This is a genomic window from Cecembia lonarensis LW9 (assembly GCF_000298295.1).
GTDB lineage: Bacteria > Bacteroidota > Bacteroidia > Cytophagales > Cyclobacteriaceae > Cecembia > Cecembia lonarensis.
On sequence record NZ_AMGM01000058.1, the window covers coordinates 1 to 24269 of the forward strand.

The following is a 24269-nucleotide window of genomic DNA, read 5'->3' on the forward strand; positions in this document are numbered from 1 at the left end:
GAAAGTTTATCCTGTAGGAGGTCAAAAGAAAAGTTCAACAGCTCCACAGAGCTCATCGCTTTCATTTTGTTTTCTTTTTCGGCTTTTTCGTCCGAGTAAAAATAATTGGTGAATTTCTTTTGGTAATCCTTCAGCCAGGAAGGTAATTTGAGTGCTGAGGCTTTTTTATCCTTGTTTTTGACATCCAAAAGGACATCTTTGGGGCCATTGAGGTCCACGGCTATTACAATTTCTCCAAGGTGGTCTTCGTCCAATAAATTAAAAGGTATAGGATTGATAATACCTCCATCGATGAATTCATGTTTACCGATTTTGGCGGGGGTCATTACAGTAGGGATGGAGAGGGATGCCCTGATGGCATCAAACATGCTGCCGGAATCAAAGATTTTTTCTTTTCCTGAAGGGATTTCTACCGCCGTACAGCGAAAGGGTATGTTCAGTTTTTCGATAGGAGCATCCTTGATCTGTTTTTTCAGTTCACCAAACACCTTATCACCTTTGATAAAACCCTTGCTGGAAAGTGTAAAATCCATTAAGGAAAAAACATCAATCCGGTCGAGGTTGCAGATCCAGTCTTTGAATTTGGACAATTGTCCGGTAGCATAAATGCCCCCGATCAGGGCTCCTGCTGAACATCCCGCAATGGATACAATTTCATAACCTTTTTCTTCCAAGGCCTCTATCGCTCCAATATGAGCCATCCCCCTTGCGCCACCACTGGAAAGCACCAATGAAACAGTTTTCTTACCCATGATTAATTATTGCTTTGTTTAAATAAAAATTGGTTACAATTTTGATTTACGAAAATACATAATTATGAACCAATTTAAACCTTTTCATTTGGCATTTCCCATCAGGGATATTGAAGAAACCCGTGCCTTTTATGGGGATTTACTGGGTTGTGACATAGGCAGAAGTACAGATAAGTGGATAGACTTCAATTTCTTTGGGCATCAGCTTTCTGCCCACGTGAAGCCTGAAGAATTGTCTATTGCCCATGCCAATCAAGTAGATGGGAAAAATGTTCCTGTCAGACATTTTGGAGCCATATTGCCTTGGGATGAGTGGCATGAATTAGCCGATAAGCTAAAAGCAAATGGCATTCAGTTTATCATCGAGCCATACATCAGGTTTCAGGGGGAAGTAGGAGAGCAGGCGACCATGTTTTTTTTGGATCCTTGCGGAAACGCACTGGAATTCAAATCTTTTCAGGATGAGAGTCAGATTTTTGCCAAATAAAATATTCCTACTGGATCATTATGTAACTATGACATACTAATAGATGTGCATGGGTGCATTTCTTTAACGAAAATTTACCATTAATAGCACCTTAAAGCCATCTATATTTATTTCATTTCAAACGAGAACGAAACCTATTAGCTTTCGGTTGAATAACTATCTGCCAATACTTGTGTTATATGCTAGGTAAAATATCTAAAGGCATGTTGTATTACAAAACATACCATCATCCAAGCAGTCTAGAGTGGATTGTATTCATCCATGGGGCTGGTGGGTCTTCGGCAATATGGCACAAGCAGATCAGGGAATTTAGGGAAGAATTTAACCTGCTTTTGATTGACTTGAGAGGGCATGGAAAATCTGCAGGTGCTTTAAAAAACATCTGGAATGATAAGTATACTTTTCAGGCTTTAACCAAGGACATTATTGAAGTATTGGATCATCTCCAATTGCCTCCTGCCCATTTTATGGGGGTTTCCCTAGGGACCATCCTGACCAGGCAATTGGCGGAAATGGAGCCTCATCGGGTCAAGTCCATGGTGATGGCAGGGGCGGTCACCAAGCTCACCATTACCTCTCGGATGTTGGTGGTCCTTGGTAATGCCTTCAAAACCTTAGTTCCTTACATTTGGTTGTACAGCCTTTTTGCATGGATCATCATGCCACGAAGGCACCATGCCGAATCCAGGAACTTATTTATCAGAGAGGCCAAGCGACTTTGTCAAAAGGAATTTATCCGCTGGTTCAAGCTCACCAAGGATGTCAATCCTTTGCTGCGTTATTTTAAAGAAAAAGATGTCAAGATCCCTACACTCTATGTCATGGGGGAGGAGGATATCATGTTTTTGGAACCTGTAAAAAAAATAGTGCAGGAGCATAAACTTTCTGTGTTGAAAATTGTCAAAGCTTGTGGACATGTAGTCAATGTCGAGCAACCAGAGGTATTCAACCGTGTATCTTTGCAATTTCTCAAAAACCAAAATCAAACCCTTAATTACGGTTCTTTGGACTGATCAATAATGAAAAAACAAACCAAAATTATTTTATCCGTCATCATCGTTTTGGTGATCGCAGTGATTTTTATTTATCCCCGAAAAGACATGATTTTTGGAGGAGGAAATGATGGGGCTGCGCCCGCAAGTACCGACCAGAGACCTGGAGGTCCTGGTCAGGCTTTACCGGTCAATGTGGTAGAAATGAGACCGGAGCGATTGGAAAACAACTTAAGTGTAACAGGCACCATCATACCTAATGAAACGGTCAGTTTGAGACCGGAGATTTCCGGCTTGGTTACCCGAATTACCTTTAAAGAGGGGGAATTTGTCAGAAAAGGAACACCATTGGTGTACTTAAATGATGACGAGCTCAGGGCCCAATATGACAGGCTTGAGTATACCAAGAAGCTTTTTGAAAGCCAGGAAAACAGGCAGAAGCAACTGTTGGAAAAAGAGGCCATTTCCCAGGAGGAATATGATATTGTACTCAACCAGTTCAATACCACTTTGGCAGATTTGAGGTTGGTGGAAGCCCAACTGAACAAAACGGTGGTCAGGGCACCTTTTGACGGAGTCCTTGGATTGAGACAAATTTCTGAAGGAAGTGTAATTGGAAACGCAGATGTAATAGCCAGCATTGTCAACATTGATCCGATTAAAATCGAATTTTCCATTCCATAGCGTTATGCCAATATGGTCCAGTTGGGATCAAAAATTTTCTTTACCAATGAAGCGGGAGGGGAAGATGTGGAAGGTACGGTATATGCCTACGAGCCAAATATTGATGCGGGGACAAGGACACTGCGGTTAAGGGCAACAAGTCCCAATAGGGACCGAAGATTCCTTCCAGGTATGTTTGTACGGATCCGTTATGTTCTTGGTATTCAGGAGGATGCTTTGATGGTTCCCTCTGAATCCATCATTCCGGAATTGAGCGGATATAAAGTATTTATTGTAAATGAGGAAGGGAAAGTAGAAGAAAGGCAGGTATCCATTGGTACGCGAACAGACCGTTATGTTCAAATTGTCAGTGGGGTAAATGAAGGAGATCTGGTATTGACCACCGGTGTATTGCAAGTAAGGGGCGGAATGCCTGTCAATTACAATAAAATCAACTAATAATGTCTAGTTTATCAACCATTAGTATCCGAAGACCGGTCTTGGCCATTGTCATGTCTTTGACCATTGTGCTTTTTGGTAGTATAGGGATATCTCTTTTGGGGGTCAGGGAATTCCCTTCAGTGGATCCCCCTATTATCAATGTAAGGACGACTTATGTCGGTGCCAATGCAGACGTGATTGAAGCACAGATTACCGAGCCCTTGGAAGAATCCATCAATGCCATAGCCGGCGTTAAATCCCTTACATCTACAAGCAATGACGGTACAAGCAATATTCGGGTTGAGTTTGATGTAGGTGCTGATTTGGAGGCTGCAGCCAACGATGTGAGGGACAAGGTTTCCGGGGCGGTGAGAAGACTTCCTCCAGATGCAGAACCTCCGGTAGTTTCCAAGGCAGATGCTGATTCCCAGCCCATCGTTTTTCTGAATGTCCAAAGTGACAGGAGGAACTTGATGGAACTATCTGATATTGCCAATAATATTTTTAAGGAAAGATTACAGACCATCCCCGGTGTAAGTACTGTGCAGATTTGGGGTGAAAAACGTTACGCCATCCGTTTGCGGATTGATCCGCTCAAAATGGCCTCGTATGGCATCACGCCAGCCGATGTGCTTACCAAGGTGCAGACCGAAAATGTGGAATTGCCGTCGGGAAGGATCGAAGGTTCCGTGATAGAACTGTCTGTTAGGACCATGAGTAGGTTAAACACGCCCCAGGAGTTCAATGAGCTGATCATCAAGGAGGACCAAAACAACATTGTAAGGTTTCAGGATATTGGACGGGCTGAATTGGCTGCTTTGAATGAACGCACGGTTTTGAAGCGGGACGGTATCCCTATGGTTGGTGTGGTATTGGTACCTTTACCGGGTTCCAATAACATAGAAATAGTGGATGAGTTTTATAAAAGGCTCGAGACCATTGAAAGGGATATTCCCGAAGACATCAAACTTGGAATCGGTTTTGATTCCACCAAATTTATCCGTAATTCCATTAAAGAAGTTCAGGAGACCATCTTTATTGCCTTTATCCTGGTTGTATCCATCATCTTCCTTTTCTTGAGGGATTGGAGGACTACTTTTATACCGGTGTTGACCATTCCGATTTCTTTGATCGGGGTGTTCTTTATCATGTATGCCATGGATTTCTCCATCAACGTACTTACTCTTCTGGGTATCGTACTATCCATTGGTTTGGTGGTTGATGATGCTATTGTGGTCCTTGAGAATATTTATGCCAAAATAGAAGAGGGTGAAAATCCGGAACGTGCAGCTGAAAGAGGAGCACAGGAGATTTTCTTTGCGGTAATTTCAACTACTGTGGCCTTGGCAGCGGTGTTCCTTCCGGTGATTTTCCTAACAGGTACGACTGGACGGCTTTTCCGCGAATTTGGTATTGTGGTAGCGGGGGCGGTAATTATTTCCTCCTTCGTCGCCTTGACCATGACGCCCATGTTGAGCTCCAAGCTCTTGAAAAGAAGGGAAAAACAGAATGCTTTCTACAATATTACTGAACCATTCTTTGTTTGGCTGAATGAGAAATACAATGTGGCTTTAGCGGCTTTCATGAGGTTCAGGTGGTCAGCCTTTCTGATTATTGTTATTATGGGCCTTGGCATTTATCAGTTTTTCCAAATCATTCCTACAGAGCTTTCTCCTATTGAGGACAGGGGAGAGATGAGGGTAAATTTGACAGGTCCTGAAGGAGCAACTTTTGCCTATATGGACAATGTGCTCGATGAAATGACCCAGGATTTTATGGAACAGATTCCTGATGAGGAGCGGGAGGGGATTATTACGGTAACTTCTCCGGGATTTGGTACCGCAAGTACCAATTCCGGTTTCCTTCGTTTGATCCTTACTGATGCTTCCGAAAGGCAAAGGTCCCAACAGGAAATATTCAATCAGGTCCAAAATAAAATACAGAATTATACAGCGGTTAGGGCATTTGCCACCCAGCCGGCCTCTATTGGTGATCGTCGGGGAGGCTTGCCTGTTCAATATGTGATACAAGCACCCACATTGGACAAATTGAAGGAGGTAATTCCTACATTTCTTGAAAAAGCAAATCAAAGTCCAGTTTTCAGTTTTGCCGATGTCAATTTGAAATTTACCAAACCCGAAATTGAGGTTGAAATTGACAGGCAAAAAGCAAGGAATGTAGGGGTTTCCGTGCAGGAGATTGCAAGAACACTGCAATTATCTTATTCAGGACAACGCTTTGGCTATTTTATCATGAATGGTAAGCAGTATGAGGTGATTGGAGAAATGCAGTTGCAGGATAGGAACGAGCCCATTAACTTGAGGATGTTGTATGTAAGGGCAGAAAATGGAGACTTGGTACAATTGGACAATTTGGTTACCATCAGGGAGAAAAGTACCCCACCACAGTTGTACCGGTTCAATCGTTTCGTAAGTGCTACGGTGTCCGCAGGATTGGCAGAAGGATATACCATTGGTGTAGGCCTCGATGAGATGGACCGGATAGCTGATGAGGTATTGGACGAATCTTTCAGTACAGATTTGTCAGGATTGTCCAAAGAATTCAGAGACAGTTCCAATAGTTTGATCTTTGCCTTCTTGTTTGCATTGATATTGATTTACTTGGTACTTTCAGCACAATTTGAAAGCTTCAAGGATCCATTGACCATTATGTTTACTGTGCCTTTGGCCTTATTCGGTGCCTTGTTCTCTTTATGGTATTTTGACTTTACTTTAAATATCTTCAGCCAGATCGGCATCATCATGTTGATAGGTTTGGTGACCAAAAATGGTATTTTGATCGTTGAATTTGCCAATCAGCGGAAGGCGCAAGGCATGTCTATTGATGATGCCATCATCGGTGCTGCCGGAGCGAGGTTCAGGCCGATTTTGATGACAAGTTTGTCTACCATTCTGGGGATTTTGCCCATTGCACTGGCCCTTGGTGCCGGTGCGGAAAGCCGTGTGCCCATGGGTGTGGCAGTGATTGGTGGGTTGGCATTTGCTACCATACTTACCCTATTCATAATCCCGGCTGTTTACACGTATTTAACTTCGAAAAAAGGAAGATTAGCGAGAGTCTGATGAAAAAAATATTTTGTATGCTGGCCCTGCTGATGCTTGGCCAGCACTTGAGTATTGCACAAGAAGAGAAGGGAATTGATCTGGAAGAGGCCATTTTGATAGGCCTTGATCAAAATTTTGGTGTCAAAATCGCGGCGAATAATCAGAATATTGCTGAAAGGGAAGTGAAAATCACCAAAGGCAGTCTACTTTTTCCTGTCATTGATGCTACATTTTTAAGGGCTTATACCATTGATGATGTTACGCAGCGATTTCTTAATTCACCTGAACCCAATAGGATAGATGGTGCAGAGTCTGACAATGAGAATTACTCCTTGATAGCACTTTATGGATTGCGACCAGAGGCGATCTACACGATGCGGGTAGTTGGTAAATTGGCTGAAGTCAGTGAATTGCAGGCCAAGGTAATGGTCGAAAATACGGTGGCCGCCATTGCCACTGCCTACTATCGCTTGGTTTTAGAGCAGCAAAGGCAGAAAGTCCTTGAGACTACTTTGGAACTTTCTGAGGCAAGGTTGAACATTGCGCAGGTCAGGTATGAATTGGGGGGGGCAGGAAAAAGAGATTTCCTGACTGCCCAGGTGGACTACAACGCAGACCGTTCCTTACTGGTCAATCAGCAGTTGGCTATTAAAAATGCAAGGATCAATTTGAATGAACTGTTGGCTTTGCCTCCGGAAACGAAATTGGCAGTAAAGGATACCATTGTCGTTGAAAATAACCTGATATTGGATGATTTATTGGAAAATGCCTACGTCCACAACAAGGAATTTTTGATTACCCAACGTAACGAAAATATTGCATTTCTCAGTTTAAGGGAAACCCAAGCTTCTAGGCTTCCATCTGTCAACTTGAATACTTCTTACAATAACAATACCTTGAATTCTGATGCAGGTTTCTTGCTGTTTAACCAAAGACAAGGTTTTAACTATGGTTTCACTGCGTCATTCAATGTTTTTAATGGTTTTGCGCTGAATAGAAGGATACAAAATGCCAAGGTTCAAAAGGTCAATGCTGAGTATGCCGTTCAACAGATGGAGATTCAGTTGGCCTCGGACATCCAAAGGGCTTACAATATCTACAATACCAACCTGCAATTACTGGACATAGAGTATGCCAATTACAAGGTAGCTGTCGAAAGTGCGGATATCAACCTGGAACGCTTTAGGCTGGGAATTGCAGATTACCTGCAATTCAGAGACGCCCAGGTCAATCTTTTGACAGCAGAGGATAGGTTGATCACCGCTCTGTATAACATCAAAGAAATGGAGATTGAATTGATGCGGCTTTCCGGAAGAATATTCTATCAGGGAGATGAAAACAGATTTTCTCTTGTAGTCAAATAAGTCAAATTGTCAGTTGTGTTTTATGCCATCTTGATTATCAGCAGGATGGCTTTTTTGTATGTGTATGACAAAATACCAGTTCCAAATTTTATTTGGTATAGAATTTGTTATTTTTACCGATTGTATTCACCATGTCCGGATTTTCGGACCTAAAATGAATGAAAAAAGCCCTGGTTGGAGTTTTTATTATAGTAGTGATTTCGCTCTTTGGTGTCCAATGTACTTTTATGGATAAGAAAGAAGTCCAGCAGAATCCATGGGAAAACCCTGTTCCTTTAGACCTTGATGACATTGTAAAGAGAGGTTATATCCGTGCCATCGTCGATAATTCATCTACGAGTTATTACATCTACAGAGGAAGGAGGATGGGTTACGAATTTGAAATGCTGAAAAAGCTGGCCAATGCCTTGGGAGTAAGGTTGCACTTGATCATCAAGTCGGATATTCAGGAAGCCTTTTCCTTACTCAACAAAGGCAAAGCGGATATCATTGCAATGAATTTGGAAGTGAGTGAAACGAGAATGAAAATGGCCAATTTCACTGCTCCCTTAGGCCAAATGGGTACGGTATTGGTACAGAGGGATGACCTCCATGCCATCAAAGATTTATGGGATCTGCAGGACAAAGTGATCCATATCCGAAAAGATGCCATCTATAAGGCACAACTTGAAGAAATTCAAGATAATTATGGCATTGAGTTTACCATTAAGGAAGGTAAAGGGGACAATGAGTTATTCATTCAGCAGGTAGTTAATAAAAAAATTGATTTCACCGTGGTGGATAAAGTTGAAGCCATGGTGAACACGACTTACTTTGATAACTTGAATATTGGCTTGGAGATCAGTCCTAAATCGGATGTGGCTTGGGCTATCAGAAAAAATGCACCCGAACTAGAATTCGCAATCAATGCATGGGTAGCCGAAAGCAATCAGTCGGGTTATATTCAGACACTTTACGCCAAATATTTCAAAAACTCCAAGAACAGTTATTTCAGGAACAATAGTCCCTTTTCTTCTTTGGCTGGGAATGCCATTTCTCCTTTTGATGATATCATCAAGCGAGGTTCTGAAGACTTAGGCTGGGATTGGAGATTGCTTGCTTCTTTGGTGTACAAGGAATCCAGGTTTGATACCACGGCGGTCTCTTACGCGGGTGCTGTTGGACTTTTGCAGTTGATGCCGGTGACCTTAGAAAGGTTTGGAGTCAACAACCCCAATGACCCTTTGGAGAGTTTGATGGGAGGAGTGAATTACCTGAAGTACTTAGATAAGTTTTGGAGAGAAAGGATACCCGAGTCCAATGAAAGGGTCAAAGTGATCCTTGCTTCCTACAATATTGGACATGGCCATGTGGAAGATGCTTGGAAATTGACATTGAAGTATGGGGGCAATCCTCAAAGCTGGGAAAGTATAGCCCGGTTTTTACAGTTGAAAACTGACCCTGAATTCTACAGGGATCCGGTGGTCAAAAGCGGGTATGCCAAAGGGCATATGGCCGTCAATTATGTGGATGATATCATGATCTTGTATGATTCCTACAGGGTCTTGATTGATCCCTGATCAATAAAATTTTAACCCTTCGGAAAGTACAAATACTGTGGGAGTTTTGTGTAGATCTATAGGGTTTTTCTTCCAATCCCTTACCGTTTTGCTCTTTATCATCTCCTCTGAACCGGTAAGGTTTTTAGCGATACAGAGCAAAGTATCCGGATGCAAAGTTTCCAACAGGTCTTTGAGTAAGTGATTGTTCCGAAAAGGAGTCTCCATGAATATCTGTGTCCGCTTATGCTTAATAGCCTCCACTTCCAGGGTTTTTATGGCCTGAATCCGCTCTTTTTTGTCAATGGGCAAATAACCGTGAAAGGCAAAAGACTGTCCGTTGAAGCCTGAGCCCATTAAAGCCAAAAACATGGAGCTTGGACCACTTAATGGGACCACTTGAATGTTTTTTTCATGGGCATAGGCCACAGCCAAAGATCCGGGGTCTGCAATACCGGGGCAACCTGCCTCTGACATGATCCCTATATTTTTCCCTTCAAAAATCGGCTGCATGATGCCTTCTAATTCCGATCTCCTGGTTTTCTTATCCAATACCTCAAAATGCAACCCCTCAATGTTGACGCCTAACTTTAAGCTGCTGATATACCTCCTCGCGGTCCGTACATTTTCCACCAGATAATAATTGGTATGTCTAATGATTTCCCGTATTTCTTCCGAGATGACTTTATCTGCGGTGTCCTCAGCCAAAACAGTGGGTATAAGGTATAGTTTTCCTTTTTTCATCCCATAAAGATATGTACTTCAGATTATATTTCTTAATCCATCTGTTTTTGGACAATTACAGGTTTCATTGTTTGTGGGGTGTGTAATCCCGCATTTTTTAATTTTGCTTTACTTAGGAATAAGGAAATCAGTTCTTATATTTAGTTGGGAAAACTGCCAGAAAAGCATGAGCAATTAAGCCCCCTTCGATCTGGTCTGGTGTATAGTTTCTAAGCGATAAAGTAAAATAAACGTATATGAAAAAATATTTTCAACTTGGCACCTGGATATACTTTTTGATTTCCATTTTACTCTACCCTTCTCTTGGTATGGGACAAGAGATTAAAGCGCTGGTCGGCGGTACTTTAATTGACGGGTTTGGTGGGCCGCCCATTCGCAATTCTGTAATCATCATTGAGGGGGAGCGTATCAAGGAAGTGGGGCAGGTAGGTACTTTGAAAGTGCCCGAAGGGGCTGAAATCATTTCTACAGAAGGCATGTCTGTGATGCCTGGGCTTTGGGACATGCATGTTCACCTGATGATCAACGGTCACAGCAATTATACCCATTGGGACAGTACTTATATTGACCTTTTTGAATCCGTGATCATGCCATCCTCTGCCCATCAATTACTCATGGCGGGGGTGACCTCAGCCAGAGATTTGGGGGCGCCTTTGGAGGCAAGTATCAATGTCCGTGAGCGTATCAACAATGGTGAAATCCCAGGTCCTACCCTCTATGTTTCCGGGCCATTTATCCAAAAAGAACCCTATCCGGGGACCAAGGCCTTCCGATGGGGAGTCAATGGTCCTGCTGATGCCAGGGCAAAAGTGAAGCGGTTGATAGATGCCGGGGTGGATGTGATCAAATTGATTGACCACGATGAAATGACCTTTGAGGAAGCAAAAGCAGTCGTGGATGAGGCGCATAAGTATGGGAAACCGGTAATTGCCCATTCCCACAGGCCTGAAGAAATAAGGATTGGGCTTAAGATCGGTGTGGACTGCTTTGAACATACAGGACTGGCCTCCGCTCCAGAATATCCCGAAGACATCATGGAAATGATCAAGGAGCGTACTGCTAAGATGAACATGGGGCCTTTGTATTGGACACCTACCGTGGAGGGACTTTACAATTATGAATACACCCGTAACAATCCCGAAAAGCTGGACGATCCATCCTGGCATTTGGGTTTGCCGGATTCTATTATCCGGGATATCAGGGCTTCCCTTCGCTTTCCCGGAAGAATGCCCTACTTTCAGTTGACGCCAGTGAGAAAACCCACCCTGGAAAGGAAAATCAATCAGCTCAAAGATGCTGGTGTGGTGATGTTAATAGGAACAGATAGTGGCATACCCATGAAGTTCCACAGTCAAAGTACCTGGAATGAATTGGATGTGTGGGTCAATGAATTTGGTTTTGACCCACTTTTGACCATTAAAGCCGCTACCTATTGGCCTGCCGTGGCCATGCGGGTGGATGATGACTATGGCACCATCAGTGAAGGCAAGTATGCCGATATCATTGCCGTGAGAGGAGATGTGTTACGCTATATCAGTTTACTTCAAAATGTGGATATGGTGGTGAAGCATGGTAAAAGGGTAAAGTGAGGTTGACTTGGTGTCATGCTGGGAATTTAAGATTTTACATTTACAGAGAAGCAATGATATTCCGTACCGTCATCCTGAGTTTTTAAAATTTGGCATTTACAGAAAGGTAATGACATTCCCCACCGTCATCCTGAATCCGAGGAACAGCCTGTCCCGCTAAGCGGGAAGGATGAAGGATCCCCCATATTTTGGGAGACTCCCCGAAGTATTACGGGGGATCGCCTCAAGCAAAACCGATCCTTTTCCGAATTGGTAAAGTGACCTATAAATCAACTTGTCCCATGCATTGGGGATAGATTGGCGATACCAAGCCTTTTTTAAACCAGAAAGTTGGCTCCTGGAAAACCATATGTACTAGGTTTGAGAACAAACAAATCTGCTACTGTATCTATCGGTGAATCACGTCTTATTCAAAAATGAACGGACGGTTTCAATGACGGCGGCAGGTTGTTCGGCATGTAGCCAATGTCCTGCATTTTTGATGTAAATCAGGTGACTGCTGGGGAAGAGCTGCTCTATATCTTTCTTATCAGTTTCCAGAATATAGTCTGAATTTTCACCTCCCATAAAGAGTGTAGGCTTGTCAAAATGAGCATTGGCATCCATGGCTTCCCCTACATTGGCGATTTTCTCTGTGATCACGGGCAGGTTGACTTTCCATTTGAAACCACCATTATCTCCCCTTCCTAGACTTTTGAGTAAAAATTGGCGTATGCCCGGAGTTTGGATGTATTGGGCTAAGATATCTTCTGCCTCTTTTCTCGATTTTAAGTCATTGACAGGAATGGCGTTCAGTCCCTCCAATATCCTTTGGTGGTGGATGGGGTAAAAGCGAGGGGCAATATCAGCCACGATGAGCTTATCCACCAACCCAGGATGTTTCAATGCCAGGGTCATGACGGTTTTTCCGCCCATGGAATGCCCCATGAAATTGGCCGTAGAAATACCTTCATCTGACATCAATTCCCTCAGGTCTTCCGCCATATCGGCATAAGTCCAGTCCGCGGTATGTGGAGAATCTCCATGATTCCTTTGATCTACCAGGTAAAGTGTAAAGTTTTTTTCCAGTTCCCGGGCAATTGAAAACCAATTGTCGGCTGAGCCAAAAAGGCCATGAACAATAATAAGGGGCTTTCCAGCCCCCATTTTTTTAAAATTCAGTTTCATAAATCAATTTTCATGCTTCAATCGATGGGAAAGCCTTTGGCTGCCCACCAGATGCCTCCATAAAGGTGTTTGAGGAAATACGGGTCTTCATAGTTGGATTCCAGGTGCCCAAGCGCCGTATAAAATACCCTTCCCCCATCATATTCATGGTACCAGGCCATGGGATGGAATTCTCCCATACCATCTTTGGCATCGTAGGTTCTTTCGTCAGCTGTAATCAAAACCGTCACTGACTCATTAAAGTTCTTGAAAGCATAAAGTTCATCCGTCCAAACCCATTTCTCAGGCAGGTGATAGGTAGAAGGGTGGTTCCTGTTGACCACATCCAATTTCAAAGTCTGATTATGGGGGTGATTTTTAAATTGGGCACCAATCATTTTGTTGTACCATTCCCATTCATACTCCGTATCAGTGGCACTGTGGATACCGACCACGCCCTTGCCAGATTGCACGAAGCGTTGGAAAGCAGCCCTTTGTTCATCATTGAAAATGGTTCCTGTAGTATTGTTCATGACAATCACGTCATACCTGGCCAGATTTTCATCATTGAACAAAGCGGCATCCTCACTGACATACACATCAAATAGGTGTTCTTTGCTGAGTCGCTTGATGGCTGCTGCTGCTTCAGGGATGGCCTGATGCCTGAATCCTTGGGTTTTGCTGAATATCAAGACCCTGAATTGCCCTCTTTGCTGGGCGTAAGTTTCAAGGGAGAAGCCCAACAAAAGGCTTAGCATAAAGAGCAGGGCATAAAGGTTTTTTGTTTTTTTCATGGAAAGGTTATTTAGGTTAAAGATGATTCCAATATTTTATATGGTCAATATTTACTTCACTAAGCCAAATTTTTCGGCGGCTTCTTTCCTGGAGTAGGCATTGAAGTGCCACCATTCTGAGCCTATACCTGAAAAGCCACCGGCTTTCATGGCTTGCCGGAGGATCTCCCGGTTGTCTATATGTGACTGGGTAATTTTCCCTTCACGGAGCATTTGGGCCTCTCTGTCTGGGTAGGCAGGGTATCCAAAATAATCATAGGCTGTCCCCATATCCAGGGCTTCTCCTGTTTCCACATAAGCTAAGGTCAAGTCTACGGCCACCCCATAATTGTGGAGGCCTCCGATTTTTGGATCCGCCACATAAAGGGGTTTGATGCTATCGGGCCTGTCCAAGTTATCCCAAAGGATTTGTTGTACGCTTAATGGTCTTACGCCATCGTAAACCAGAAATGTCAATTCCGGATGTGCTTCCTGTAATTTTTCATGGGCAACTTTCAACATCTCCGCAACCTCAGGTTGTAAATAGCAGCGGAAAAGATCTCCATAAACGTCCTGTCCAAAGAAATTATCGGTGGTAGAATATTTGAGGTCTACAAAAATTCCAGGAATGACATCTTCAATGTTGACCAAACCTGCATCTATAAGGCTTTGCTCCAGTTCACCGATTTCTTCCTCCCATTCAAACTCGGAATCATCAATTACCCATTCTTCGTTGGCATCTACAAAATAGCTTTCTTCTTCTGATACCTGGACCTCTTTTTGGGAGCAGGCAAAAACCAAAAGACTGCAAAAGACAAAGGTTAGGCCGTAATCAAGTTTCCTCATGGTAAGTTCTTTTTGACAAGGGTAGCGGCTGCCTGTGCAGTAGGAAGCATTACGATATCAGCCAGGACGACATGGGGTGGTCTGCTTACTGCAAAAGCAATCGTGTCGGCAATATCTTCGGCAGTCAGGGGCTGATAGCCTTGATAGACTGATTTGGAGCGGTTTTCATCACCCTTGAACCGTACCATGGAAAATTCAGTTTCTACCAAGCCAGGATGAACACCAATCACCCGGATGCCAAAAGGATTGAGGTCCAGCCGCATGCCTTTGGTAATTGCATCTACAGCATGCTTGGATGCACAATAGACATTACCCAAGGGATAGACTTCTTTACCGGCGATGGATCCAATATTCACTATGGTGCCTTTTTCTCTTTTGACCATTTCCGGAATCACTTCATGGGATACATAGAGTAAGCCTTTCACATTGATGTCCATCATGGCGTCCCAGTCATCCAGGCTCCCTGTTTGTATGGGGTCCATGCCATGTGCATTTCCTGCATTATTGATCAGTAAATCGACTTTTTTCCAATTGTCAGGTAGGGTAGCAAAAGCATCTTTTACAGCATCCTTTTGGCTCACATCAAAGGTCAATGTCAAGGAATCCACTCCTTCTTTATTCAACTCTTTCTGCAAGTCTTGGAGCCTCTTTTGTCTTCTGCCGGTAGCAATGATATTATAACCTAATTGAGCCAGGGAGATGGCCGTTGCCCAGCCAATGCCTGAAGTCGCACCGGTAACCAAAGCGATTTTCTTTTCCATGACCTGAATTTAATTATTAAAGGTCGCTAAATAAAATTTTTATTCTAAGCGGTAAGTAAAATCCAGGGGATTGGGAAATTTGAATTCAAATCCGCTGTCAATGATTTTATTTCCATTGATTTCTTTCCACGAATTTCCAGCACTTGCATAACTGACAGGAGGAGTAAAGCCCAGTTCAAGTGCATTTTTTTCGTAGACTTCTTTTCTTTTTGGATGTTGTGGTGCTACTCCATTAATGATTTCATTCTTGATCCCCTTTTGGATGACCCAGGCAGCCAATCTCACGGCGTCTTCTTGATGGATATAATTAACCGGAGAGTCTCCAATGACATTTTCTTTTCCAGAAAAGTATTTGCCTGGAATTCTGTCCACGCCCAGTAATCCCCCAAAACGGATGATAGTCAGGTCAAAGTTTGAACTGGAAGATAAAATCCTTTCTGCTTTTAATATGGCACTGTTGCTGCTTTCTTCTCCAGAAAGGGCATCACTTTCTTGGGCAATTTGTCCCTTGTCAGGATAGACAGAAGTAGAGGAAACGAAAATAATCCAAGGTATGCGGGCCTGCTCAGCCATTTCTTTGATAAATTTTACCTGTTCAGGATGAAAGCTTTCTGGCATGGTCCGTGATCTGGGAGGTATATTGACAAATAGGATATCTGTATCAAAAAGATGCTGAAAATTTTTCCCTTCGGGATGGGGGTTAAATTTTAATTGGTGGGATTGGATTCCCTCCTTTTTCAGTCTTTCTACTTTTTCTTCAGTTGTACTACTCCCTTTTACCTGAAAGCCAATACTTTTGAGGTATTTGGCCAAGGGCTCACCCAGCCAGCCAAGCCCGATAATGCTAACTCTTGTCATGTGATGAAAATTATTGCCGAAAATTTAACTAAATTGAAGTGTAAATTCCGCTAATTTTGGAACAGTTTTGGTTTAATTAAGAATTCAACACTTCGTTATGAGGACAAAAATTTTAAGCATATTGTTCCTTTTTGTCATGTTATCTGCCTGTAAGCGCGAAACACCAGAAGAAAATCCTTTATCCGGCAATTGGTACGGTTTTGATGCAGATTCCCTGTATTATGAACTTTATATTTCTGATACCATGATCATTCTCAACCATGAAACCATGGGGATTGCAGAATATGTGTATGAACGGGATGGCAACAGATTGATCACCACGACCCCATTATTTTTTGAGCGTATCTGGACCTTTGAAGAATTGAACGATTCTCTGTTTATTATTTCCGACACCTTAGAAAGGCACCATTATAAAAAATTGGACATTCCTCATGATTTTTTCAAAAGCGTCGGAGATTCAATAGCTTTACAGGATTTTAAAGAAGCTTTTATAATGCGGATAAAAAGTAAAACTGTAGAAGAATAATCAAGAGGGCGTCTCATATATAAATACCTCAAAACATTGCCCAAATTTTTTTTGGTGTTTATTTAGTTAAACTTTGTGTCTTAGAGCCTTAGTGGCATTTTTAACTACAAAGCCACTAAGGTACAAAGGGATTGATTCTTAAACAGAATTTTGTTTGGGCATCAAATCTGAAGATCTATTTATAAGACAGCCTCTTAATTTTGCTTAGGCATGGTGCCCAGTAGGTAGTCCCAAAGAGGTGAACTGACACCAAAAGCCACATCCGGGTCTTTGTAATGATGGACCGCATGGTTTACCCAAAGGATTTTAAGGAAGTTTTTTGGTGGTTGATAGGCATGAACCGCATAATGTACACCCAAATAAGCTGCATACCCCAAAAGAAAGCCCGGTAAGAAATAGAGGGCATAATCCCCCATAATAAGTGTGAAAACAACATAAAAAACCAAAGCATAAAAAGCGCTGACAAATGGTGGCATGGCCAGTCTTTCCTTGTCTTTTGGATAATCGTGATGTACGCCGTGAACGGTATACTGTAATTTGTCTTTTGCGGGACTATCAGGTTCCATGTGGAAGAAATACTTGTGCATCATATATTCCACAAAGGTGAAGGCCAGCAATCCAAAGACAAAGACAGGGATTCCAATAAAGACACTTATTTCTGTACCGGTAACAGCAAAGTAAAATGAAACAGAGGAAATGCCTAAGAACAACACGATAGGGATGCTGATGTGGGTTCTGGACAGTTTTTCCAGCACGGGGTTTTTGAACATTCTTGCTGAACCATTATTATCCGGCCTATCCAGCCTCCCGATTTTCTTTAAGGTTGTCGTACTCATGGTCTATCAAAATTATGTTAAACAAGTAGTTTAATTTGCTGGATTAAACTCTAAACTAATACTCGGTGTTTTAAGAATACGGTGCAAAAATAATGCAAATGGTAAAATATATTTATTTTCGGTTAAGTAATTTACCCATGATTTTTATCATACATCCATTAGTTTTTGCTGCGCACGTTCTATAGTTTCCTGATAAAACTGTTCATATAAAGGTCTGATCTTGGCAACATCAAATTCCTTGGCACGGTTCAAAGCATTGGTTTTAAATGTTGGAAGATTTTTATCATCGAGTATCTCAAGTGCCTTAGCAGTCATTGTAGTCACATCACCGATATTGCAAACATATCCTGTTACACCATCAATATTCAGTTCAGGAATACCCCCGGCATTTGAAGAAAGAACGGGTACTTCGCAGGCCATAGCTTCCAATGCGGCCAAGCCAAAACTTTCTTTTTCTGAGGGCATAAGGAACAGATCGGCCACAGAAAGTACTTCTTCGACGGCTTCCAGTTTGCCAAGAAATCTGATATCATCACAGGTTCCCAAATCCCTGCAAAGTCGTTCCATCCTATCCCTTTCGGGGCCATCACCTACCAAAAGCAGTTTAGCGGGAATTTCCTTTCTCAATTGGTAAAACACCCTGATTACATCTTCGACACGTTTTACTTTTCTGAAGTTAGAGGTATGCACCAAAAGCTTTTCGTCATTTGGGCAAATGGCACGCTTGAAATGTTCTTTTTTCTGTTTTTTGAAACGTTCAAGGTCAATAAAATTAGGTATTACCTCAATGGGGGTTTTAATAGCAAAATGCTCAAAAGTGTCTTTCCTAAGGTCCTCTGATACTGCAGTGACCCCATCGGATTGATTGATACTGAAAGTAACTACCGGTTCATAGCTTGGATCTTTTCCGACCAAAGTAATGTCGGTGCCATGTAAGGTGGTAACCACAGGAATATAAATGCCTTCTTCTTTAAGGATTTGCTTGGCCATATAAGCCGCTGAAGCGTGGGGTATGGCATAATGTACATGCAGCACATCGAGTGCCTCATATTTTACCACATTGACCATTTTGCTGGCCAATGCCAGCTCATATGGAGCATGTTCAAATAAGGGATAGCTTTTGATATCTACCTCATGGTAAAACAGGTTTTCACTGAAAAAATCCAGTCTTGTAGGCTGTCTATAGGTGATGAAGTGGACCTGATGGCCTTCTTTTGCCAAAGCTTTCCCAAGTTCTGTCGCTACAACACCACTTCCTCCAAAAGTTGGATAGCAGACAATTCCTATTTTCATAACGGTTGCTTTCTGTATTGTTTTATAAACGTGTTTTGGGGGTAGTAATGTTCAAAATGTCCCCAAAAATCACAATATATGGTTTAACTTTTTTTCAGGGCCTCATAAATGACATCATGGATTTTGGTTCTAATTCCGTCTTTAAGAAGGATATTGTTATTGGCATCAGGATACACCCTGTTAGACAAGAAAACAAAAATCAGGTCATTTTCAGGGTCTGCCCACACGCATGTACCGGTAAATCCGGTATGTCCAAAAGTGCTTTTTGGGGCCAAAGCTCCAGCACTGCCACCTTTGCCTCTTTCGGGCTCTGGCTTGTCCCAGCCCCAACCCCTTCTGCTTTGGTTGGACTGTCTTTTGGTAAATTCCCGGATGGTTTTTTCATCGAGAATTTCCACATCACCGTATTTCCCTCCATTTAGCATCAACTGCATCATGACAGCAAGGTCATTGGCTTTTCCAAATAGACCTGCATGACCAGCTACCCCGCCATACATGGCTGCACCGGGATCATGTACATAGCCTTGTATCTGTCTTTTCCGAAAAGTAATGTCGTCTTCCGTCGGGGCAACCCTATCTAAAGGCATTTTTTGGACTGGGTTGAAAGTAAGTGTCGATAACCCTAGGGGTTCGTAGAAATTTTGATTGACAAAAGCATCCAAAGGCTGGTTGGTCATCCGTTCCACAAGTTCTTGCAAAAGGTACATGGTAAGGTCAGAATAAACATAGCTATATTTCCGCCTACCCGGTTCCAGCTTTCTCAAATCAGAATTTACTGTCCAAGTCCATAGGCTATCTCTCAGGCTGTTTTTGGCATACATATCATTGGAAACCGGGAGATTAAACCCCGATTCTGGTCTTTCTCTGTAGTATTCCTGTTTCCAGCTGCCAGCTTCCACTGTTTTAGCGTAATGTGGAATAAACGCCACCAAACCAGCTTCATGGGCGAGAATATCTTTCAGGATCAGGTTGCCTTTATTGGTTTTTTTCAATTCAGGAAGGTAATCACCAATAGGGCGGTCAAGGTCGATAAGGTCTCTGCTGGCCAAAAACATAACGGCCTGCGTAGTGGCCAAAACTTTGGTAATCGAAGCCAGGTCATAAACTGTTTCTGTACTTACTGGCTTAGATTTCTTGTAATCGTAGTGTCCATACGCTTTTTCAAACACGACTTGTCCATTTTTGGCAATCAGGACAACCCCACCGGGAAAGGCTCTTTTGGCAATACTGATTTCCATGATTTGATCAATTTCTGCCAGCTTTCTGCTGTTCATTCCCTGACTTTCGGGAATCGAATAGGAAAGTCTTCCTAGCCCTTCCAGGTATCCTCCACTTCCTATCCGGAGTCCCTCACTCACTGAGACCGGTAACAGGCCATAGGCATTCCGGGCACCGAAAATGATTTCAGGACTCAGGCTTTGGGTGTAGGCATTGTTTTCAAATGCCATGATATGGTGAGGTAATCCGTCCAGGTTCTTTGCTCCATAGGCATTTCCAAAAAGTACTGTGATGACTGTTTTCTCTTTGCTTATTTTTTTAATAAAATCAATATCTGTTCCATTGATTCCAAAACCTCTGGATGGACTGTTGTTGATCCCCATCAGGCCGACAATAATGGTATTATAATCCGCTAATTTTTGCTCCATTCTTGCCAATGTGTTTGGATCTGCATTTTTGGACATTTCCAGGTGATCAAATGGGGCATATTTGGATAATTTTTGTTGAAATACCTTGCCGTCACCACCGATAGTCAGCGATGCAAAACGCTTTAAATCAATGTATTTTATGGGTAAAACATTATTGAGGTTGGATGTCACTGTGATGGCCTCTGCATAAAGTTTTTCAGCCAATAAGTTGGTTTCCGGGCTATTTAACCTATCGAGTAAGCCGTCTGTTACTAAAGGTTTATTCTCATTTAGTCCAGCCCAGTATTTGGCCTTAAGGACTTTCCTGACCCGTTCATCGATTTCTTGCCGGGTGATTTTGCCTTCTTCTACAGCTTGAAGAATCATTGCTTTTGCCTTTGGAACATCTTGTGAATAGAGTAAGATGTCATTGCCTGCCAATAGGGCCATCAAGTCCACTTCTCCGGGCTTGTAGAAATTAGCTACCCCTTTCATATTGAGCGCATCTGTAAATACCAGCCCATTAAAATTCATCTGTGTTTTCAATAAATCTGAAACCACATACTTGGATAGGGTGGTGGCCTTATTCCGTTCAGAATCCAGGCTGGGAACGTGCAGGTGAGCTACCATTACGCTCATAAGATCCTCATCGATGAGTTCCCGATAGGGGTACAGATCTATATCTATTATTCTATTTTCGGAATGCTTGATGACAGGCAGGGTATAGTGGGAATCAGACTCTGTATCTCCATGTCCGGGGAAGTGTTTGGCATTGGCCATGACACCATGGTCCTGGAGCCCTTTCATATAGGCTACGGATTTTTTCGCTACCAATCTTTTTTCTTCGCCAAAGGCCCGAAATCCAATAACGGGGTTATTTGGGTTTGAATTGACGTCCACCACAGGGGCAAAATTGATGTGCATTCCCAATTCTTTGAACTGCCGGGCCATTTCCTTACCCATATCGTAAATCAGGTCCTCTCGGTGCAAGGCACCTAAGGTCATGGCCTTAGGAAAAGCGAGTACCGAATCAAGTCGCATGTTAATGCCCCATTCTGCATCCATGGCAATGAATAGGGGGATGTTGGAAATAGACTGAAAATAATTGGTCAAATTGGCCTGGCGGACAGGTCCACCCTGGAAAAAGATCAAGCCGCCCAGGTTCTCTTCCCGGATAAGCCTGGCGATTTCCTGTCGGTGCCTGGCATCTTTATTGGAATAGGCAGCAACCATAAAAAGCTGCCCCAACCGTTCTTCGAAAGTTTGGCTTTGGAACACACTGTCTACCCAGGCCAATTGTTTTCTTTGGTCCTTGGTTGACAAGGGGTCTCTTTCCTCTCGTTTTCGGTCTTCTCCTGCTTTTTCCCAGCCCAATACTGCATCGGCTTGGAAAATCACCAGAATTGTGATCAAAATGCCCCAAACTTTAATCCGCATATCCCTGTTTAATTTTTATTGCTTAAATTTTAAAATAACTTTGTATGAATATACATCGTTTTGTACAAACTTACACGAAATTCCTTTAACCAAAGATCTAATTTGACCAGTGGTTAAGATGAGTACTTAACGTCGAGTGTTTCATTTGAATTGAGTAACAGTATGAAATTTCCTCAAATATTCCGTACCACCCAGCCCATGCGATTTGATATTAAGCCGCGCTATTACGATCCTGTAAAAGAAGAGATCCAGCAGCGCACCTCCCGTATCAAAAAGGAGCTTCAGGCAGAAGGTAAACTTCCTCCCGAAGCGGGTAATGATGGAGTATATGCCGGTTATGATGGTTCGTCCATAAGAGGAGCATTTACAGGAGGAAGTCAGATCAAAGGAAGGCAGAGTTCGGCATTGACCAGTGCAGGGATGATCAGGTTGGTGATTTTTGTGTTGCTCATCGGCAGCCTTTTTGGATATATTTATTACGGTCCAGAGGCCATTTATGCCATACTTTATGGTATTGGGGGCGTGGTTCTCCTTTTGCTTTTTTTTAGAATCAGAAGACAGCAACGGAGATGAGTGATATTATCCAGCTACTTCCAGATGCAATTGCCAATCAAATTGCTGCAGGTGAAGTAGTCCAACGTCCGGCATCGGCTTTAAAAGAGTTGATGGAAAATGCCATTGATGCAGGGGCCACCCAAGTCCAGGTGCTGGTAAAGGAAGCTGGTAAAATGCTGATACAGGTCATTGACAATGGCAAAGGCATGAGCATGACCGATGCAAGAATGAGCTTTGAACGGCATGCAACATCTAAAATCAGGACATCGGAAGATCTTTTCGCCATACGGACTTTTGGGTTTAGAGGGGAGGCCTTGGCTTCAATTGCTGCTGTGGCCCAAGTGGAAATGAGAACACGGGAAAAAGATGCTGAACTGGGGACGCTTATCCAGGTTGAAGGCTCAGATGTCAAGAAGCAGGAGCCAGTATCCTGTATGGAGGGCACCCAGATTTTGGTGAAAAACCTCTTTTTCAATGTGCCGGCGAGAAGGAATTTTCTCAAGTCCAACCCCGTAGAAATGCGCCATCTCGTAGAAGAATTTCAACGGGTAGCTTTGGCTTATCCAGAGGTAGGTTTCAGCCTTAAGCAAAATGACATGGAGCTTTTCAATCTGCCCGCAGGTGGAAAGCTGAGCCAGAGGATTATAGGTATATTTGGTAAATCCTATCAGGGTCAATTGGTAGTCTGTCAGGAAGAGACGCCACATTTGAATGTTAAGGGGTATGTTGGCAAGCCTGAGCAGGCTAAAAAAACACGTGGAGAGCAATATTTCTTTGTCAATAACCGCTTTATCAAAAGCAATTATCTCCACCATGCCGTTGCCAATGCTTATGAAGGCCTGATGCCATCAGATATGCATCCTTTTTATGTGCTCTTTTTGGAAATTGATCCAACCCATATTGATATCAACGTACACCCTACCAAGACTGAAATCAAATTTGATGACGAGCGTACCGTCTATGCTGTAGTGCGTTCCGCTGTCAAGCAAGCCCTTGGAGCACATAATGTGGTTCCCACACTGGATTTTTCCATGGATGTTAATTTTACGGAAAACTGGAAAAAAGATACTGCATCCAGAACAGCGGTTTCCTGGGAAAATACATTGGTTCCTGATGATCTCAATAAGGATAAATCTTACAAAACCTTTCAAAGCCCCAGCTTTCAAAAACAGTCGGTTTCAGGTTGGGAAAGGTTGTTTGAGGGCAATGTAAATACGCTACAAACTGAAAAAGATAAGGATGGAGATGAACAGTCAGATGTACTGACTTTTACTTCAAAGGCCAGTGAGACTACTTCGACTTCAAATATGGAGACGGAGCCGCTGCCGGAAAAAACCGGAGCTACCTTTCAAGTGGAATCTCAATATGTGGTTGCCCAAATGTCCTCCGGCTTGATGATCATTGACCAGCAAGCAGCCCATGAGCGTATTCTTTATGAACGTTTCACCAGGCAACTGCATCAGGCTTCAGGTGCCTCACAGCAATGCCTCTTTCCACCCCACATACAATTGTCTGCTGCGGATTTCGCTCTCGTTATGGACATTAGGGAGGAATTACATGGCTTGGGTTTTGTGGTCTCTGAATTTGGAAAAGATACCATTCTGATCCAAGGTGTACCTGCAGATGTGCAGGTGACCAATGAAAAGGCCCTCTTTGAAGGTTTACTGGAACAGTTCAAACATTTCAAGGCAGAGCTTTCTTTGGATAAAAGAGAAAACCTAGCAAGATCCCTGGCAAAGAAATCTTCCATCAAAAGAGGCTCAAAATTGGCATCTGCTGAAATGGAGATGCTGGTGGCACAGTTATTTTCCTGTCAAAACCCAAATTATGGCCTATCAGGGAACAAAACATTCATAAAACTCGATATACAAAAGATACAAGGTTTTTTTACCAGATAATATATGTTCGGAAATTTAACACCCGTAGTAAAGAATTTGCTGCTGATTACCGTTGGTGCATTTATTGTAGCTGCCTATTT

Annotated in this window: 19 protein-coding genes and 1 pseudogene; 10 read left to right on the top strand and 10 right to left on the bottom strand. The window is 42.8% G+C overall.

Translation table 11 applies throughout. The annotated features are described in order from the left end of the window. On the bottom strand, positions 1-752 hold a 752-nt coding region (locus B879_RS15195; RefSeq protein ID WP_040400848.1), incomplete at its 3' end, for a patatin-like phospholipase family protein. Positions 753-816: 64 nt separating this feature from the next. Between B879_RS15195 and B879_RS15200 the strand changes: the two genes are divergently transcribed. The 6 genes and pseudogenes from B879_RS15200 to B879_RS15225 all read left to right on the top strand — a co-directional run bounded on the left by B879_RS15200 (position 817) and on the right by B879_RS15225 (position 9323). Then, positions 817-1239, top strand: coding sequence for a VOC family protein (locus B879_RS15200; RefSeq protein WP_009186092.1), 423 nt, complete (start codon positions 817-819; stop codon positions 1237-1239). 203 nt (positions 1240-1442) lie between these two features. Beyond that, a complete protein-coding gene (locus tag B879_RS15205) occupies positions 1443-2252 on the top strand; it encodes an alpha/beta fold hydrolase (protein WP_009186093.1) in 810 nt (269 codons plus the stop codon). A gap of 6 nt (positions 2253-2258) precedes the next feature. Further along, a pseudogene (locus B879_RS15210) lies at positions 2259-3353 on the top strand (efflux RND transporter periplasmic adaptor subunit). A 2-nt stretch (positions 3354-3355) separates the two neighbouring features. Then, entirely contained in the window at positions 3356-6418 is a 3063-nt protein-coding gene (locus B879_RS15215) for an efflux RND transporter permease subunit (protein ID WP_009186096.1), read from the top strand. Beyond that, complete coding sequence (locus B879_RS15220; protein ID WP_040400849.1) at positions 6418-7764, top strand: TolC family protein; 1347 nt, start codon at positions 6418-6420, stop codon at positions 7762-7764. The genes B879_RS15215 and B879_RS15220 overlap by 1 nt, the downstream gene beginning before the upstream one ends. A 158-nt stretch (positions 7765-7922) precedes the next feature. Continuing rightward, on the top strand, positions 7923-9323 hold the full coding sequence (locus B879_RS15225; protein WP_009186098.1) for an MltF family protein: 1401 nt from the start codon (positions 7923-7925) through the stop codon (positions 9321-9323). Here B879_RS15225 and B879_RS15230 read toward each other — a convergent pair whose 3' ends face one another. After that, positions 9324-10046, bottom strand: a complete 723-nt coding sequence (locus B879_RS15230) for an SAM-dependent methyltransferase (protein ID WP_009186099.1) — start codon at positions 10044-10046, stop codon at positions 9324-9326. It lies immediately after the preceding gene. A gap of 236 nt (positions 10047-10282) precedes the next feature. Between B879_RS15230 and B879_RS15235 the strand changes: the two genes are divergently transcribed. Next, positions 10283-11635 (top strand): amidohydrolase family protein, encoded by a 1353-nt coding sequence (locus tag B879_RS15235; protein ID WP_009186100.1) that lies wholly within the window; start codon positions 10283-10285, stop codon positions 11633-11635. Between the two features lie 399 nt (positions 11636-12034). Here B879_RS15235 and B879_RS15240 read toward each other — a convergent pair whose 3' ends face one another. Genes B879_RS15240 through B879_RS15260 form a run of 5 tightly spaced genes read right to left on the bottom strand, consistent with a single transcriptional unit; the run spans position 12035 to position 16019 of the window. Next, positions 12035-12802: an alpha/beta fold hydrolase gene (locus tag B879_RS15240; RefSeq protein WP_040400850.1), complete on the bottom strand. Its 768-nt coding sequence runs from the start codon at positions 12800-12802 to the stop codon at positions 12035-12037. Positions 12803-12819: 17 nt separating this feature from the next. After that, a complete protein-coding gene (locus B879_RS15245; RefSeq protein WP_009186102.1) occupies positions 12820-13575 on the bottom strand; it encodes a ThuA domain-containing protein in 756 nt (251 codons plus the stop codon). 51 nt (positions 13576-13626) lie between these two features. After that, positions 13627-14400, bottom strand: a complete 774-nt coding sequence (locus B879_RS15250) for a M15 family metallopeptidase (RefSeq protein ID WP_009186103.1) — start codon at positions 14398-14400, stop codon at positions 13627-13629. Beyond that, a complete protein-coding gene (locus B879_RS15255) occupies positions 14397-15161 on the bottom strand; it encodes an SDR family NAD(P)-dependent oxidoreductase (RefSeq protein ID WP_009186104.1) in 765 nt (254 codons plus the stop codon). Before B879_RS15255 ends, B879_RS15250 begins: the two co-directional genes overlap by 4 nt. 39 nt (positions 15162-15200) lie before the next feature. Next, a complete protein-coding gene (locus tag B879_RS15260) occupies positions 15201-16019 on the bottom strand; it encodes an NAD(P)-binding domain-containing protein (protein WP_009186105.1) in 819 nt (272 codons plus the stop codon). 97 nt (positions 16020-16116) lie between these two features. On the opposite strand from B879_RS15260, the gene B879_RS15265 reads away from it, so the two are divergent. Next, on the top strand, positions 16117-16545 hold the full coding sequence (locus B879_RS15265) for a hypothetical protein (RefSeq protein WP_009186106.1): 429 nt from the start codon (positions 16117-16119) through the stop codon (positions 16543-16545). A gap of 194 nt (positions 16546-16739) precedes the next feature. Here the strand turns inward: B879_RS15265 and B879_RS15270 are convergent, their stop codons facing one another. The 3 genes from B879_RS15270 to B879_RS15280 all read right to left on the bottom strand — a co-directional run bounded on the left by B879_RS15270 (position 16740) and on the right by B879_RS15280 (position 21736). Beyond that, positions 16740-17381, bottom strand: a complete 642-nt coding sequence (locus B879_RS15270) for a sterol desaturase family protein (protein WP_009186107.1) — start codon at positions 17379-17381, stop codon at positions 16740-16742. A gap of 147 nt (positions 17382-17528) precedes the next feature. Beyond that, positions 17529-18674, bottom strand: coding sequence for an N-acetyl-alpha-D-glucosaminyl L-malate synthase BshA (gene bshA / locus B879_RS15275; RefSeq protein WP_009186108.1), 1146 nt, complete (start codon positions 18672-18674; stop codon positions 17529-17531). 83 nt (positions 18675-18757) lie between these two features. Next, positions 18758-21736, bottom strand: coding sequence for a serine hydrolase domain-containing protein (locus tag B879_RS15280; protein WP_009186109.1), 2979 nt, complete (start codon positions 21734-21736; stop codon positions 18758-18760). 162 nt (positions 21737-21898) lie between these two features. Here B879_RS15280 and B879_RS15285 point away from each other — a divergent pair, with 162 nt between their 5' ends. Both B879_RS15285 and mutL read left to right on the top strand, forming a co-directional pair. Further along, positions 21899-22309 (top strand): hypothetical protein, encoded by a 411-nt coding sequence (locus B879_RS15285; protein WP_009186110.1) that lies wholly within the window; start codon positions 21899-21901, stop codon positions 22307-22309. Then, a complete protein-coding gene (mutL, locus tag B879_RS15290) occupies positions 22306-24189 on the top strand; it encodes a DNA mismatch repair endonuclease MutL (protein WP_009186111.1) in 1884 nt (627 codons plus the stop codon). Before B879_RS15285 ends, mutL begins: the two co-directional genes overlap by 4 nt. Positions 24190-24269 lie beyond the last annotated feature (80 nt).

Bases quoted from the DNA above. Each gene is read 5' to 3' on its own strand.
- B879_RS15200 (WP_009186092.1), top strand. From the start codon at position 817: ATGAACCAATTTAAACCTTTTCATTTGGCATTTCCCATCAGGGATATT.
- B879_RS15205 (WP_009186093.1), top strand. From the start codon at position 1,443: ATGTTGTATTACAAAACATACCATCATCCAAGCAGTCTAGAGTGGATT.
- B879_RS15215 (WP_009186096.1), top strand. From the start codon at position 3,356: ATGTCTAGTTTATCAACCATTAGTATCCGAAGACCGGTCTTGGCCATT.
- B879_RS15220 (WP_040400849.1), top strand. From the start codon at position 6,418: ATGAAAAAAATATTTTGTATGCTGGCCCTGCTGATGCTTGGCCAGCAC.
- B879_RS15225 (WP_009186098.1), top strand. From the start codon at position 7,923: ATGAAAAAAGCCCTGGTTGGAGTTTTTATTATAGTAGTGATTTCGCTC.
- B879_RS15230 (WP_009186099.1), bottom strand. From the start codon at position 10,046: ATGAAAAAAGGAAAACTATACCTTATACCCACTGTTTTGGCTGAGGAC.
- B879_RS15235 (WP_009186100.1), top strand. From the start codon at position 10,283: ATGAAAAAATATTTTCAACTTGGCACCTGGATATACTTTTTGATTTCC.
- B879_RS15240 (WP_040400850.1), bottom strand. From the start codon at position 12,802: ATGAAACTGAATTTTAAAAAAATGGGGGCTGGAAAGCCCCTTATTATT.
- B879_RS15245 (WP_009186102.1), bottom strand. From the start codon at position 13,575: ATGAAAAAAACAAAAAACCTTTATGCCCTGCTCTTTATGCTAAGCCTT.
- B879_RS15250 (WP_009186103.1), bottom strand. From the start codon at position 14,400: ATGAGGAAACTTGATTACGGCCTAACCTTTGTCTTTTGCAGTCTTTTG.
- B879_RS15255 (WP_009186104.1), bottom strand. From the start codon at position 15,161: ATGGAAAAGAAAATCGCTTTGGTTACCGGTGCGACTTCAGGCATTGGC.
- B879_RS15260 (WP_009186105.1), bottom strand. From the start codon at position 16,019: ATGACAAGAGTTAGCATTATCGGGCTTGGCTGGCTGGGTGAGCCCTTG.
- B879_RS15265 (WP_009186106.1), top strand. From the start codon at position 16,117: ATGAGGACAAAAATTTTAAGCATATTGTTCCTTTTTGTCATGTTATCT.
- B879_RS15270 (WP_009186107.1), bottom strand. From the start codon at position 17,381: ATGAGTACGACAACCTTAAAGAAAATCGGGAGGCTGGATAGGCCGGAT.
- bshA (WP_009186108.1), bottom strand. From the start codon at position 18,674: ATGAAAATAGGAATTGTCTGCTATCCAACTTTTGGAGGAAGTGGTGTT.
- B879_RS15280 (WP_009186109.1), bottom strand. From the start codon at position 21,736: ATGCGGATTAAAGTTTGGGGCATTTTGATCACAATTCTGGTGATTTTC.
- B879_RS15285 (WP_009186110.1), top strand. From the start codon at position 21,899: ATGAAATTTCCTCAAATATTCCGTACCACCCAGCCCATGCGATTTGAT.
- mutL (WP_009186111.1), top strand. From the start codon at position 22,306: ATGAGTGATATTATCCAGCTACTTCCAGATGCAATTGCCAATCAAATT.